Origin of the sequence: Streptomyces sp. NPDC056373, assembly GCF_042262425.1 — a bacterium.
Taxonomy (GTDB): domain Bacteria; phylum Actinomycetota; class Actinomycetes; order Streptomycetales; family Streptomycetaceae; genus Streptomyces.
In genome coordinates, this window is record NZ_JBHJPX010000020.1 from 14,994 (window position 1) to 29,718 (window position 14,725).

The following is a 14,725-nucleotide window of genomic DNA, read 5'->3' on the forward strand; positions in this document are numbered from 1 at the left end:
GTACTCGACTCGGCGCTCCAGGGCGTAGGCGGCGGAATCATGTGCACCAACCCGCGTGGAGTACGCCACCACCCCATGAACCCGGCGGCAGCAAGCCGCTGCGCAGCGAACGGTCTGTCCCCGAACAGTCGCGGCCGGAGCCGGTCAGGGATCTCGAACACGGCCTAGGCCAGAGCCTGTTCGGCCCAGATCACCTTTCCCTGTGGGGTGTACCGGGTGCCCCAGCGCTCGGCCATCTGAGACACCAGGAACAGGCCCCGGCCACCCTCATCGGTCGTCGCGGCGTAGCGCAGATGGGGTGAGGTGCTGCTGCTGTCGGCGACCTCGCAGATCAGCGTGCGGTCGCGGATCAGCCGTACGTGGATCGGTCCGGAGCCGTAGCGGATGGCGTTGGTGATGAGCTCGCTCAGGATGAGCTCCATGGTGAAGCCGAGCTCCGACAGGCCCCAGGCTTCGAGCCTTCGGGACACGGCCTCGCGCATCCTCGCGACGGCGGCGGGGTCCGGTGGCACGTCCCAGTCGGCGACCCGGTCGGGTGGCAGTTGCCGCGTACGGGCGACGAGCAGGGCGACGTCGTCCTTGGGGCGGCCGGGAAGCACACTGTCCAGCACGTCCTGGCAGGTCTCCTCCGGTGGCCGGCCGGGCTTGCCGGCGAGCGCCTCGCGCAGCAGCTCCATTCCCACGTCCAGATCGCGCCTGCGGTCCTCGATGAGACCGTCGGTGTACAGGACGAGCTGCGTTCCCTCGTCGAGGCACAGCTCCGCGGTCCGGAACGGCATGCCGCCGAGCCCCAGCGGTGGACCGGCGGGCACTTCCGGGAAGGTGACGGTTCCGTCGGGCCGGACCAGCGCGGGCGCCAGATGCCCTGCCCGCGCCATGACGTAGCGGCGCGTCACGGGGTCGTAGATCCCGTACAGACAGGTGGCGCCCACGACGCCCGCCGCACTCTCCGCGGCCTCGCTCTGGTCGATGCTTCCGACCAGGTCGTCCAGATGGCTCAGCAGCTCGTCGGGGGGCAGGTCGAGGGCGGAGAAGTTGTGCACGGCGGTACGCAGCCGTCCCATCGTGGCGGCGGCGTGGAGGCCGTGGCCGACCACATCGCCGACGGCCAGTGCGACCCGGCTGCCCGGCATGGGAATCACGTCGAACCAGTCGCCGCCCACGCCCGACTGCGCGGGGAGGTAGCGGTAGGCGATGTCGAGGGCGTTCTGCTCAGGCATGGCCTGCGGCAACAGGCTGCGCTGGAGGGTGACCGCCAGGGCGTGCTCGCGGGTGTAACGGCGGGCGTTGTCGATGCTTATCGCGGCGCGGGCCACCAACTCCTCCGCCAGCGACACGTCCTCCTCGTTGAAGCGCTCATGCTGCTGCGTGCGCCAGAAGGTGGCCATGCCCAGCACGACGCCACGGGCCTGGATGGGTGCTGTGATGAGGGACTGGATGCCGTAGTCGATGATCGCCTTGGCCCGCTCCGGATCCTGCACACGCCAGCCCGTGGCGGTCGGCAGATCGCTCACCAGCTGGGAGCGGCCGCTGCCGTAACCGCGCGCCTGCGGCGTGGAGGGGAGGTAGTCGAAGAGCCGGCCCTGTTCGGTGAGCGGATGGTTGTCCACGATGCCGGACACGGCCGCGCGTCGCATGGCCGTCCCGGTGGGGGCCGGCTCCTCGCCGTGCAGGACGGCGTCGGCCAGGTCCACGGTGACGAAGTCCGCGAAGCGGGGAATGGGGACTCGCGCCAGCTCGTCGGCGGTGCGCAGCACGTCCAGGGAGGTACCGATGTGGAGTCCGGCGTCGTACAGCAGCCTGAGCCGCTCCCGTGCCACCTCCGCCCTGCCCGTCACCGCCTGCAGCTCGGTGGAGTCGCGCAGTGTCACCACGGTTTCCCTGGGCCCTCCCTCACGCCCTGTGGGCCGCTGGTTGACCGCGAGCAACCGCTCTCCCGCGAGGTGCACCTCGTCGGTCGCCTCGCGCCCGGAGGCGAGCAGCGCCTTCATCTCGGGATCGAGGCCCGGCAGGTCCGGGACGAGCCGCCCCTCGATGTCCGGGGGCAGCTCCAGCAATCGTCTGGCTTCGTCGTTCGCCAGCATCAGCCGCCCGTCGGCGGCCACGATCAGCACCCCTTCCCGGACGGAATGAAGCACCGTGTCGTGGTGCTCGTACATCAGGGCCATCTCGCCCGGGGCGAGGCTGTGTGTCTGCCGTCGCAGCCGCCGGCCCACCAGTGCCGTCACTGCCGCCGACAACGCGAGCGCTCCCGCCCCCGCACCCAGGATGATCGGCAGTTGCTGGTTCAACTGGCTTTCGACGTTCGTGACCTTCATCCCCGCCGAGACGAGGGCCACCACCTTGTTGTCGGCGCCTTTGATCGGGACCGTGGCCTGCACCTCGCGACCGAGCGGGCCGTCGACGCTCTCCACGAAGACCTTCCCTGCCAGTGGCGGCCCGATCTCACCCACGAACCGCTTTCCGATGCGGTCCGGCAAGGGGTGCGTGTACCGGACGCCGGTGGTGTCCATGACCACGATGAAGTCGACGTCGGCGGCCCGGCGTGCCGCCTCCGTGAGCGGCTGGAGAATCTTGCTGGGATCCGGGGTCTGCAATGCCGCCAGGACACCCGGCGAGTGCGCGAAGGTCTGCGCCACAGCCGTGGAGCGGCGCCTGGCCTCGGCGCTGCTGTCCCGTTCCGACTGCAGGATGAGAGCGACGACGCCGCAGGCTACGAGCAGCACCACCAGGGCCACCTGGAAAACCAGCACCTGCCCGGCTACAGTCCGCGTGCTCTTGCTGATCAGACGCTTGACCGACAGGCGTCGAAGTCGGGCGAAAAGTCTCGCCATGCGACCTTTCTAACACCGGTGATCCCGAGTGGCCAGGGCGCGCCCGATCCCCGTTCGGCCGACCTGGGGCGTGTGCGCGGTCGTGCGCCGCGTCGCCTCGCCCCTCCTCGGCACCTGGCCGTCCACCGCGCATCCCCCTGCACGCGTGATCCTTCGACACCCTGCGCCCGATTTGACCGATAAGATACTTTTGTGATCATGTCTGCACGGCCGTGGCGCCGTCGCCCCGCCTACAGCGGCCGATGGGAAGCTGCCCGGCTGGCGCCCCTGGTGCTGACCGTCCTCATCGCCGGCCTGGCGTTCTCCACCCCCAGGGAGATCGCTTTCAGCCGCCTTCTGCCCGTCGCGCCCGCCCTCGCGGCCGCCATGTGGCCCGTGCTCCCCACGTTGGCGCTGGGCGCCTTCTGCCTCGCGCTCATGATCATCCTCAGCTTCTTCTACACCGATCTGGGGACGCCGTACACCTCGGCCGCGATCATCGCGGTCACCTTGGCCGCCGCGTACGGCAGCCACGTCCGGCTCCAGCGGGAGGAGACGCTCTTCCAGGTCCGGCTCGTGGCCGACGCGGCCCAGAAGGTACTGCTGCGCCCGTTGCCACGCCGCATCGCAGGCGTCGAGATCGAGTCGCTCTATCTGGCAGCTCAGGAACAAGCGCGGATCGGCGGCGATTTCTACGAGGCGATCGGCACACCGCACGGGGTCCGGCTGCTCATCGGAGACGTACGGGGCAAAGGCCTGTCGGCGGTGGGGGCTGCCTCGGCGGTGATCAGCTGTTTCAGGGAGGCCGCCTACGACGAGCCCGACCTGCAGGGCATCGTCCACCGCCTGGAGACCACCGTCACGCGCCACAGCGCCGCCTTTCCCGTCCAGGACCAGCCCGAGCACTTCGCCACCGCTCTCCTCGCCGAGATCCCGCACGGCGGCGGCCGGCTGCGGCTTCTCAACTGCGGGCATCCCCCACCGCTGATCGCGCATTCCGGGAAGGTCCGGGTCCTGGAGCCCACCGTCCCCTCCCCGCCCCTCAACCTCGCATCGATCATCGGTGACCGCTACTGGGTCGACATCGTCGCCTTCGCCCCGGGTGAGCAGTTGCTGCTCTACACGGACGGCGTATCGGAGACCCGGGACCACACGGGCCGGTTCTTCCCGTTGTCGGACTGGATGCGGCGGCAGGACCAGGCGCACCCCCGCGAATTGCTGGACCAGCTGCACCTTGATCTGCTCCGGCACAGCGGCGGAAGGCTCGACGACGACATCGCGGCCCTCGCGCTGAGACGCACCACCCTGCCGGATCGCGGGGTCGTCGGCGCCGAGGGCTGAATCCTGGTCTCGGCGAGGCCGTCTCGGCGCGGCCTGTGCTCGGGGCGGCTGGGCCGCCGCCGTGCGGACGGTCACGGAATCGACGTCGACGGCATGGGTACCCCGCTTCCCAAGCCGATACTTCCAAGCTGCATTCGGAGAGTCATGACGCAGGGGACAGAGAACGGGAAGGGCAACCGGTTCTGCGAGGCATGCGGTACGCCCGCCGAGAACGGCAAGCTGTGCAGCCACTGCGGCACGCTTCTGGACCTTCCCGATGGGGAGGGACTGATCGAAGATGAAGGTGCGGCAGTGCGCCGGGACTTCGAGGGACGTGCCGGGCAGCACGGGCACGAGTGACTGGACCTGCAGCGAGCCCGCCCCCGGAAGTGGTCGGTGTCAGTTGCAGCGGATCAGCGGGTCGGTCTCGGAGCTGACGGACGTGTCCTTTATCCATCCCCAGACTCCGTTGTCCGCCTTCGTCAGCAGCCAGCGGTTCGGGTGCGGGCCGCCTACATAGCCGCCGTTGTCGAGCCGGCAACTGAACCAGCTGTAGGTGGTGTACATGTATCCGACGACTTTGCCGGTGCCGTCGAATTTGTCATACACCTTCGCGGCGTACACGTTGTAACAGTAATGGGCATTCACCTCGAGCGTGCACTGGTGCTGGGCGCCCGCGGAGGCCGTGGGCGCGATCAAGCCCAAGCTCCCGATTGCGGCGGCGATGGTGAGCGCTGCGGCTCGGGCTCGCAGGTGAAGTCGCATGGTGGTCCCCCGTCTCCTGGCTGCCGTCGTCAGCACGCGGGTGAGGTCGGCAGGCCGGCGTGTCTCACTGGTGCACGAAAGGCTAGGAGGTCGCGGTCGGGAACGGTCCTGACAGATGTCAGGGATCGGACGACTTCGTCGGCGGCCGACCAACCGACAAGCCGTCCGGGACGGTGATTCGGCTCGGGAGGGATCAGGCCGACTCGGCAGAAGGGACCCGGAGCCCCGGCGCGCACGGGCTCCATGAGAGGGATCGAATTCGGTGCGGGCCGGCCTCGCCCCGCTGTGACACTGGTGACAGGACAGTGACGAAGCGCTCCACAACCATCGGTGAGCACCCCGGGTCTCATGATGCGTGGACGGCGACGACCGCCGTCCGAGACGCACCGACTCGAACCACAACCGGGGGAACATCATGAAGTCGACCCGCCGCAAGGCAGCCACCGCCGCCGCCCTGACCGTCCTCGCCGTGGGCGGGACACTCGCCGCCACCGCACCGGCCTCGGCTGCCACGCCCACTCGCTACAACGGCGCGTGCGGCACCGGATACGACGTCATCCGGGCCACGCCGATCCACTCATCGCAGTCCACCGTCCCCGCCACCACGTTCGTGACCTACAACAGCAGCGCCGGCAAGGTCTGCGCGGTCACCGTGCGCACCAACGCCGGCCCCCGCGCCTTCATGGAGGTCACACTGGACACCTGGCCCTACAGCAGCGGTGAGGCCAAGGACTCCGGCTCCTACAGCAGCTACGCGGGCCCGGTCTACAAGGACGTCCCCGACGACGGGCAGTGCCTGACGTGGAGCGGCTCGTTCGACATCTACTTCAACTCGGACAACGGCAACTGCACCTGACCGGAGATCGCCGCCGTAGGCCGGCGCAGGAGATCGTGGCCTGCGCCGGCCGGGCGTGCACATGGACCGGCCACGCCCAAGCGGCCAGGACAGGCAAGTGGCGGCGCACTTGTCGCAATGACCGCGGGATTCGCCGGAGTCGGGGGACTTGAAGTGCGCGGGGTGGGAACTGGGAGAGCAGCCCTGACGCGCGCGAGGGTGGGCCGGATGTCCGGACGCCCGGCTCCCGCACCGGAAGAGAGAGCACGATGGCGCACGAAGACGACACTCGGCAGGCCGTGCCGAGCACGCCGAGGACGCGCACGGAGGGCGACGGCGTGACGCGCCGCCGTCCTCTGCGGGAACGGCACGTCGAGGAGACGGTCGACGTCGCGGTGCCGGTGCGGACGGCGTACAACCAGTGGACGCAGTTCAAGACGTTCCCGCGCTTCTCGACCGTGGTGCGCGGCGTCGATCAGATCAGGCCGACCGTGACCGCCTGGACCATCGGCTACGGCCTCCTGCGCCACCGCTTCGCCGTCGAGATCGTGGAGCAGGACCCCGATGCCTACCTGGCGTGGCGCGCTCTGGAGCAGCACCCTTCCCACCAGGGCGAGATGGAGTTCAGGCCGACGAAGTCCGGTGGGACCGCCATCACTGTCCGGCTGCTCCTGGAACCGCGGGGAGCCGCGAGGATCCTCAACCGCTCGTCCTGGGCAGCCCGGCTGACCGCCCGTCTGGTGCGGGGCGAACTCGTGAAGTTCAAGCAGTTCATCGAGGGAGTGGGGCAGGAGGGCGGGGCCTGGCGCGGCACCATCCGCAACGGCCGCGTGCAGCACGATCACCCGGAACCGCCCAGGAGCCGCGTGGCCCAGTGGCCCGTCGGCTGACCGGCGTGCGCACACGGCAAGAGAAAGGCGAACCGATGCAGAACCCGCCCGGCGAGGAGCCGGAGACCAGCCTCTCCGTGACACCGCCGAAGAAGTGGGCAGCCGGAGTCCCCGCCGTCGTGCACGCGCTGGAGTACTCCCTGGAGCAGACCTCCCCGCGCAAGACCGGCGTGGATCTGCTGACCATGAATCAGGTGGGCGGGATCGACTGCCCCGGTTGCGCGTGGGCGGACCCGGCCCCGGGCCGGCGCCAGCGCAACGAGTACTGCGAGAACGGCGCCAAGCACATCAACGACGAGGCCACCACGCGCCGGATCACCGCCGGCTTCTTCCGTGAGCACAGCGTCTCCGACCTCGCCGCCCGCTCCGACAAGTGGCTCAACCAGCAGGGCCGACTCACCGAGCCGATGATCAAGCGGCCGGGCTCCGAGCACTACGAGCCCATCGGCTGGAACGACGCCCTGGGCGTCCTCGCGCGGGAACTCACGGACCTGGCCTCCCCCGACGAGGCCGTTTTCTACACTTCGGGCCGCGCCGGCAACGAGGCCGCCTTCGTCCTGCAGCTCTTCGCCCGCGCCTTCGGCACCAACAACCTCCCCGACTGCAGCAACATGTGCCACGAGTCCAGCGGCTTCGCCCTGAGCGAGACCCTGGGCACCGGCAAGGGCACCGTCAGCCTCGACGACCTCCACCACGCCGATCTGATCTTCCTCGTCGGGCAGAACCCCGGTACCAACCACCCGCGTCAGCTCAGCGCGCTGGAGGAGGCCAAGCGCGGCGGCGGCCGGATCGTAGCGGTCAACCCGCTGCCGGAGGCCGGGCTGCGACGCTTCAAGAACCCGCAGAAACCGCGCGGGATCCTAGGACGCGGCACCCAGATCGCCGACCGCTTCCTGCACATCAAGCCGGGCGGCGACCTCGCCCTGTTCCAGGCCCTCAACCGGCTGCTGCTGGAGGCCGAGGACGCCCGGCCCGGCAGCGTCCTGGACCACGACTTCATCGATGCCCACACCACCGGCTTCGAGGAGTTCGCCCAGCATGCCCGGGCTGTCGACTGGGACGACGTCCGCACGGCGACCGGCCTGACCCGCGAGGAGATCGAGAAGGTCCGCGACGAGGTTGTGAACAGTGAACGTGTCGTCGTCTGCTGGGCGATGGGCATCACCCAGCACAAGCACGGTGTGCCCACCATCCGGGAGATCGTCAACTTCCTGATGCTGCGCGGCAATCTGGGGCGCGCCGGCACCGGTGCCTGCCCGGTGCGCGGCCACAGCAACGTCCAGGGCGACCGCACCATGGGTATCTGGGAGCAGATGCCCGACACCTTCCTGGACGCCTTGCAGAAGGAGTTCGGCTTCGATCCGCCGCGTCCGCACGGCCTGGACTCGGTGAACTCGATCAAGGCGATGCGCGAGGGCCGCGTCAAGGTCTTTCTCGCGCTGGCGGGCAATTTCGTCCGCGCTGCTCCCGACAGCGAGGTCACCGAGAAGGCGATGCGCTCGTGCCGGCTGACCGCCCATATCTCCACCAAGCTCAACCGCTCGCACACGGTGTGCGGCGACACGGCGCTGATCCTGCCGACCCTCGGGCGCACCGAGCGTGACGTGCAGGCCGACGGCGAGCAGTTCGTCACCGTCGAGAACTCCATGAGCGAGGTGCACACCTCCCAGGGCCGCCTGGAGCCGGCCTCCCGGCTACTGCTCAGCGAGGTCGCCATCCTGTGCCGGCTCGCTCGCCGCACCCTGGACGGCAAGGCGGACATCCCCTGGGACGAGTTCGAGGGAGACTACGGCACCATCCGCGACCGCATCTCCCGCATCGTGCCGGGCTTCCACGACTTCAACGCACGGGTGACCCGCCCGGGGGGCTTCCAACTGCCCAACCCGGTCAACGAGGGCGTCTTCAACAACAAGGTCGGCAAGGCCCTGTTCACCTGCAACGAGCGCGTGGTCCCCCGGGCACCCGAGGGGCACCTGCTGTTGCAGACGCTGCGCTCGCACGACCAGTGGAACACCGTGCCCTACTCCGACAACGACCGCTATCGGGGGATCCACGGAAGCCGTCACGTCGTGCTCGTCAACCCGGCCGACCTGGCCGAACTCGGCCTCGCCCAGGGCGATCACGTCGACCTGGTGAGCGTCTGGGCGGACGGTTCCGAGCGCCGGGCCGAGAACTTCGAAGTCGTGCCCTACCCTGCCGCCAAGGGCTCGGCCGCCGCCTACTACCCGGAGACGAACGTGCTGGTGCCGCTGGACAGCGTCGCCGACATCAGCAACCAGCCCACGTCCAAGGGCATCGTCGTGCGGCTCGAGTCCACTGCCGACCGGGGAGTTCGACACACCGGTCGGCGTTGAGTCGTGGCTGCGGTCAGCAGGAACTGCTGCAGGACGACGAACTGCTTCCACATGAGGATAAGCTGCTCCCGCAGGACGACGAACTGCTTCCGCACGATGCGGAACTGCTCCCGCAGGACGACGAGCTGTTCCCGCACGATGAGGACGTGCCGCTGGAACAGCCACTCGTAGTGCCTTCGCTCCCACCTGCCACCCACCAGGATGAGTGGTCGACCGGGCCGCAGGCATCGTGCGACGTCGTAGCGCTGTGCGTTCCGCTGCCGGCCGGCCAGGCTCCGGGGCCCGGCCCGGCGCCCGCCCCGTAGGCGGTTGCCCGCGCGCCCAGATCGTCCCAAGCGCGTTGCCATGCACGGCGCACCATCCAGGTGACCAGCGTGACGAGTGCCAGTACTCCCACCAACACGAATGCGATCAACACGACGCCCCCCTTCCACCGAGCTGCGCCCGGATTGCCCGCAGTATGCCCGGCGTCGTGGTCACCTGAAGCGCCTCTTGAGCAAGTCCAGAGCTTCGCCGGGGCGGCGATCACGGGGGTTGGTCCGGAAGCAGTGTCAGTCCGCTGAAGTACTCTTCCCGCCACCGAGTACCCACTGTGAGGACCGAAAGAATTGACCGCCTTGTCTGCTTTCCCCTTGCCGTTTCACACTTCCCGTTCCATACCGTTCACGCCGCCGCGAACTCTGCGGGAACTGCAGATGATGCGGTGCAGCGCACACATCCGGTCGAAGCCGGGGTGGTTCGGGAGGATGAACGATGCCGGCATCGTCGTGAGGTGGACGCGAGAAGCGGTCTCCCAAGGCCTCACCGAAGCGCAAGTGCGCTATGTGCTGGCGGAACTCGCGCATTACGCCGCCCTGAGAGATGAGCGAACCGGGTATCGAGGTGTCCGCCGTAGACGGCGTGTGGCAGTCGGACGCTCTAATCGACGACACGCTCCGCATGCGGTTGCGCAAGGCGGTTCAGGTTCTGGAACAGGTCCCCGAAGCAGAACTGGACTGGCACCCCGGATCCGACGGACAGGTACTGGATCTGGTTCATCCCTCACTGTTCTGTCTGGTGAGAGGGGTGAGCGGTGGGCCCGAGCGTGCCTGGCAGAATCCGACGAACCATTACTCGAAGTACGAGTTCTCGGAGAAATTCCAGTGGCTGCCCACGGACGTCGACGTCAGTGACGACGGCGATGTCGCCTTCCGCTCGTACGTCTACAACATCCACCCCGAGACTCACCATGAACTGGCCGCCGTCCTGCCGGACCTGTTCGCACGTATGCGTCCGCTGCTGGAGAACGTGCTCACCGATCTGCGCCATCCGCGCCCGCTGCGGATCGAGGCCGATCCCTACGGCTGGTACGACTCGGAACCCGAGTATCCGGACAGATCTTCCTACAGCGATGACGAGGCTTATGCGGAAGCCCGCCGTGTGTGGGCAGCGGCCCATGACGACTGGTGGGAGAACCGCCGCCCCGTCGTTCCGGACGCCCCGGCCTTCGCTCCGCCCGAGCTGCCCGATGAAGCCGCCCGAGTCGACCTGTGCGGCCACCGTCTCCAGGTCATCGTCAAGCTCGCCACCATCCGTCTCACCCCCGGCAAACCCGAGTACCCCGGCGGATCGTGGCATGTCGAGGGAATGCTGAACGAGCGGATCGTCTCCACCGGGATCTACTACTGGGACAGCGAGAACATCACGGAAAGCCGGCTGAGCTTCCGGGCGGCACTCGACGACCCGAGTTACGAACAGAACGACGACAACGGCGTGCGTGAGGTCTACGGCCTGGAGGACGAAGACGCGCTGAACCAGATGCTGGGGTCGGCTTCGACCCCAGCGGGCCGCTGCCTTGCGTTCCCGAACATCCTGCAACACCAGGTCGGCTCATTCCGCCTCATGGATCCCACCCGGCCGGGGTACCGCAAGATCCTCGCGTTCTTCCTGGTCGACCCATCGGAAACCATCGTCTCGACATCCGATGTGCCACCGCAGCAACCGTGGTCCGCGGCCTCGACCATGACACTCGCCCAGGCCAAGAGCTACCGGGAACAGCTCATGCAGGAGCGCAAGTTCTTCGTCGACGAACACAACGAGCAGCTGTACGAGCGGGAGTTCTCCCTCTGCGAGCACTGAGCCTCTCCCCCGCTGATACTGCCGTCGAGGCGAGGTCTCACGCCGACCGTCACACCTGGGAGGCGGCGAGCAACTTCAATGCCCTCTCCTTCAGTTCGGGACTGGCCTCGGCGGCATTGCCGGAGTCGAAGGGCGGCTGGGGGTCGTACTCGACGGCGAGCTGGATGGCCTTGGCCGTCTGCTCTCCCGCGATCAGGGACGCGAGGTACAGGGCCATGTCCAAGCCCGCCGACACCCCGGCGGCGGTGATGATGTTTCCGGAGCGGACGTAGCGCTGCGGCAGGTAGGTCACGTCGAACGTGGACTGGAGGTACTCGGCGGAGGCCCAGTAGGTCGTCGCCTGTCTTCCGTCGAGCAGGCCTGCCGCCGCGAGGACGATGCTCCCGGTGCAGACGGAAGTCGTCCACTGTGTGCGCCGGTGGATCCGTCGGATCCAGCGCAGGAGCGTCTGGTTGTTCATCGCCTCGATGGTGCCTCGGTTGCCGGCGCCCGGCACGAGCAGGACGTCGAGGCGGTCGACGTCCGCGATGGACCGTTCGGCGACCACGGCCACATCTCCGGTGTCCGTGCGGACCGGGCCGCGCTTCTCGGCGATCATCGTCACGGTCGCGTCCGGCAGCCGCGAAAGGATCTCGGCCGGACCGGTGGGGTCCAGCAGGCTGTAGCCGTCGTACAGCAGGATGCCGATGCTCGGCCCCGCGCTGCCGCCCGGGGCGGCGGCGTACGCCTCCTCGGTCGGTGCCGCGGTCGTGGTGGCGAGTGCGGCGGTGGCCACGGCCCCGCGCAGTACGTTTCTGCGTGTCGTCGCATTGCTCATGAACCGGGAGTCTTCTGCTGCCTCGTGGCGCGCGCGGGTGGGATGTCCGGCATCCTGCGCATCGTGTCCCCCGTCATGCCGTAGTGGTCCCAGAACGCCTGTCTCAGGGTCTGCGCCGACCTGAAGCCGCAGCGGCGGGCGATCGCCGCGAGGGAGAGTCCACTGGACTGCACCAGGTGTGCCGCCGCTTCGGTGCGCACCACGCGCACGGCCCTGGCCGGAGTCGTATCGAGGTATGTACGGAAGAGTCGTGTCAGGTGCCGGGTGCTGACGCCTGCCCGCCTCGCCAGGGCAGTGGGGGTCAGGTCCTCGGAGAGGTGCGCTGCCATGTAGCCCGTCAGATCCCGCACGAGCCGGTCATCCGGCGGTGGAGCAGCCAGGAACGTGGATATCTGTGCCTGATCGGCCCGGCGGTGCAGATGCGTCACGAGTTCCCGTGCGACTGCCCGGGCCAGCGTCGGCCCGTGGTCGTCCTCGATCAGGGCCAGTGTCAGGTCGAGCGCGCTGGTGACGCCGGCCGAGGTGTAGACGTTGCCGTCCCGTATGTAGAGGGGGTTCGCGTCCACTGCCACAGCGGGGTGGCGGTCGGCGAGCCGGTCGCCCCATCCCCAGTGGGTCGTCACTCGCCGGTGGTCCAGAAGTCCGGCCGCGGCCAGCACGTAGGCACCGGTGCAGACCGAGACCACGCGCCGGCTGAGGCCGGCGAGCCGGCGAACCTGCCCGAGCAACCGCTCGTCGGCCGCCGCGTCCTCGCAGCCGATACCGCCCACGACCATCAGCGTGTCCAGGCGACCCGCCACGGTCTCCAGGCCCTGCCCCGCCCCCACCGTGATCCCGGCCGAACTGCGGGCAGCCCGACGGCCCAGGGTTCCCAGCTCGACGGCGTACCGCGGCTGCGCACCGTAGCGGTTGGCGATGTCCAGCGCGCCACTGGGACAGGCGATGTCGAGGATCTGAGCATCGTCGTAGGCAACGATGAGAACGCGTCGCGTGGAGGTCATGGCCAGATACCACCATGTCTCGTGGGAGCGAAGCAGGTCTTCATGCGGGTCCTGTTGCGGCTTCGGTTCCGTGTCGTCAGCGTTCCCTGCGCACGGATGTGGTGGCCGGGTCCACCGCCGCGCCGCTCGAGTTCGTGGGCCGCAGCTCGGCCAGTGGGTGGCCCTGGTCGTCGAGGAGAACCGAATGGGTCTCGTCGGAAGCGAACGCGTGACGCTCGCCCCACTGGCGCAGGGCGACGACCACGGTGAAGAGGTCACGCCCGGCCGGGGTGAGTGCGTAGACCTGCCGTTTCCCGGAAGGCGCGGTCTGTCGGTCGAGGATGCCGCGCTCGGTCAGCCGGCGCAGCCGGTCGGTGAGGATGTTGCGCGCGATGCCGGTGCGTTGCTGGAAGTCGGTGAAGGCTCGCGCGCCGTCCATGGCGTCGCGAACGATGAGCAGGCTCCACCGGTCGCCGACCAGATCCAGCGTACGGGCGACCGGGCAGGTCGGATCGGTCCAGGTTACGTCATCTCCACGGATCTCCGGCCGGGGCATCACACCTCCAAAGAGTTGCTGATCGAAACTATTCTGCCGTACGTTGCAATAGTTGCAATCTGCTACTGATCGAAGGCGTGTGCATGACTCTGACTCTTGGCCGCAGGGTGCTGTTCGCTGTCGTCTGCGCGGTCGCCGTCGCGACCGTCTACGCGGGACAGCCCCTTCTCGCCCAGGTCGGTGATGACCTGGGCGTGCCCGACGCCGACCTGGGATGGATCGTCACCGCAGGGCAGCTCGGCTATCTGGCGGGGCTGGCCCTCCTCGTCCCGTTGGGTGACACGGTCGACCGGCGCAGACTCATCGCCGGTCACCTCGTACTGGCCGCGGTCGGTACGGCGCTGGCCGCGGCAGCCACCAGCACGTGGCTGTTGCTGGCCGGCCTGGCCGTCGCCGGTCTCTTCGCGGTCGTCGTCCAGACGACGGTCGCCTACGCCGCCGCCCTGGCCCCACCCGACGAGCGGGGCCGCACCCTCGGCATGGTGACCTCGGGAGTCGTCATCGGCATCCTCGGGGGGCGCATCGCGGCCGGCGCCCTTGCCGCGGTGTGGGGCTGGCGCAGCGTCTATGCGGCGCTCGCCGTGCTCCTGGTCGCGCTGGCACACCTCGTCATGAGACTTCTGCCGCCCGACCGGCGCACCGACCGCTTCACCTACCGACAGGTGCTGGCGTCTCTCTCGCAGCTGTTCCGCGAACGCCTTTTCGTCTTACGAGGGTTGATCGCGTTCTTCTTGTTCGCCTCCTTCGGCACACTGTGGACCGGCCTGGCGCTGCCGCTCGGGTCGGCACCGTGGCACCTCAGTACGGCACAGATCGGCCTGTTCGGGATCGTGGGCCTCGCCGGCGCGCTCGGCGCCGCTCGCGCCGGCCGTTGGGCCGATGCCGGATTCGTCCGCGCCGTGACGGGCGGGGCGCTCGTGCTCCTCACCGCCTCATGGCTGGCCATAGGTCAAGCGCCGTGGTCACTGTGGCTGCTCGGCGTCGGCGTGCTCGTGCTCGACTTCGCCGTACAGGCCGTGCACGTGAGCAACCAGCACCTCCTCGCCTCGGCATACCCGCACCGCACGAGCAGCGTCATCGGCGGCTACATGATCTTCTACTCCCTCGGCTCGGCCCTCGGCGCGACTGCCACGACCTCGGTGTTCGCCATCACGGGCTGGAGCGGCTCCAGCTTCGTCGGCGCCGCCTTCGCCGTCTGCGCCCTTCTGGTCTGGGTGTGCTCGCGCAGCGACACCGGGGGGACGTCCCGGCAGTACTCCCGCGTGTAGCGGCCGGTT

At 68.7% G+C, this 14,725-nt stretch carries 11 protein-coding genes and 1 pseudogene; 7 read left to right on the forward strand and 5 right to left on the reverse strand.

What is annotated here, in order from left to right:
- Window positions 1-164: 164 nt before the first annotated feature.
- Complete coding sequence (locus ACFCXS_RS33745; RefSeq protein WP_376647171.1) at window positions 165-2,834, reverse strand: SpoIIE family protein phosphatase; 2,670 nt, start codon at window positions 2,832-2,834, stop codon at window positions 165-167.
- A gap of 192 nt (window positions 2,835-3,026) precedes the next feature.
- Here ACFCXS_RS33745 and ACFCXS_RS33750 point away from each other — a divergent pair, with 192 nt between their 5' ends.
- Window positions 3,027-4,154 (forward strand): PP2C family protein-serine/threonine phosphatase, encoded by a 1,128-nt coding sequence (locus tag ACFCXS_RS33750; RefSeq protein WP_376647172.1) that lies wholly within the window; start codon window positions 3,027-3,029, stop codon window positions 4,152-4,154.
- Window positions 4,155-4,298: 144 nt separating this feature from the next.
- Window positions 4,299-4,493 carry a hypothetical protein gene (locus ACFCXS_RS33755; protein WP_376647173.1) on the forward strand — a complete coding sequence of 65 codons (195 nt, stop codon included), beginning with the start codon at window positions 4,299-4,301 and terminating at the stop codon, window positions 4,491-4,493.
- Window positions 4,494-4,532: 39 nt separating this feature from the next.
- On the opposite strand, the gene ACFCXS_RS33760 is transcribed toward ACFCXS_RS33755, so the two are convergent.
- Complete coding sequence (locus ACFCXS_RS33760) at window positions 4,533-4,898, reverse strand: hypothetical protein (protein ID WP_376647174.1); 366 nt, start codon at window positions 4,896-4,898, stop codon at window positions 4,533-4,535.
- 415 nt (window positions 4,899-5,313) lie between these two features.
- Here ACFCXS_RS33760 and ACFCXS_RS33765 point away from each other — a divergent pair, with 415 nt between their 5' ends.
- The 4 genes and pseudogenes from ACFCXS_RS33765 to ACFCXS_RS33780 all read left to right on the forward strand — a co-directional run bounded on the left by ACFCXS_RS33765 (window position 5,314) and on the right by ACFCXS_RS33780 (window position 11,095).
- On the forward strand, window positions 5,314-5,754 hold the full coding sequence (locus ACFCXS_RS33765) for a hypothetical protein (RefSeq protein ID WP_376647175.1): 441 nt from the start codon (window positions 5,314-5,316) through the stop codon (window positions 5,752-5,754).
- Window positions 5,755-6,002: 248 nt separating this feature from the next.
- A complete protein-coding gene (locus ACFCXS_RS33770; protein WP_376647176.1) occupies window positions 6,003-6,623 on the forward strand; it encodes an SRPBCC family protein in 621 nt (206 codons plus the stop codon).
- A gap of 35 nt (window positions 6,624-6,658) precedes the next feature.
- Window positions 6,659-8,977 carry an FdhF/YdeP family oxidoreductase gene (locus ACFCXS_RS33775; protein WP_376647177.1) on the forward strand — a complete coding sequence of 773 codons (2,319 nt, stop codon included), beginning with the start codon at window positions 6,659-6,661 and terminating at the stop codon, window positions 8,975-8,977.
- A 608-nt stretch (window positions 8,978-9,585) separates the two neighbouring features.
- Window positions 9,586-11,095, forward strand: a pseudogene (locus ACFCXS_RS33780) (DUF4246 domain-containing protein).
- Window positions 11,096-11,144: 49 nt separating this feature from the next.
- On the opposite strand, the gene ACFCXS_RS33785 reads toward ACFCXS_RS33780, so the two are convergent.
- From ACFCXS_RS33785 to ACFCXS_RS33795, 3 genes are all read right to left on the reverse strand, one after another.
- Window positions 11,145-11,912, reverse strand: a complete 768-nt coding sequence (locus tag ACFCXS_RS33785; RefSeq protein ID WP_376647178.1) for a DJ-1/PfpI family protein — start codon at window positions 11,910-11,912, stop codon at window positions 11,145-11,147.
- Window positions 11,909-12,913: a GlxA family transcriptional regulator gene (locus tag ACFCXS_RS33790; protein ID WP_376647179.1), complete on the reverse strand. Its 1,005-nt coding sequence runs from the start codon at window positions 12,911-12,913 to the stop codon at window positions 11,909-11,911. Before ACFCXS_RS33790 ends, ACFCXS_RS33785 begins: the two co-directional genes overlap by 4 nt.
- A gap of 76 nt (window positions 12,914-12,989) precedes the next feature.
- Window positions 12,990-13,448, reverse strand: coding sequence for a winged helix-turn-helix transcriptional regulator (locus ACFCXS_RS33795; RefSeq protein WP_376647180.1), 459 nt, complete (start codon window positions 13,446-13,448; stop codon window positions 12,990-12,992).
- An 89-nt stretch (window positions 13,449-13,537) separates the two neighbouring features.
- On the opposite strand from ACFCXS_RS33795, the gene ACFCXS_RS33800 reads away from it, so the two are divergent.
- Window positions 13,538-14,716 carry an MFS transporter gene (locus tag ACFCXS_RS33800; protein WP_376647279.1) on the forward strand — a complete coding sequence of 393 codons (1,179 nt, stop codon included), beginning with the start codon at window positions 13,538-13,540 and terminating at the stop codon, window positions 14,714-14,716.
- The last annotated feature ends 9 nt before the right edge of the window (window positions 14,717-14,725 follow it).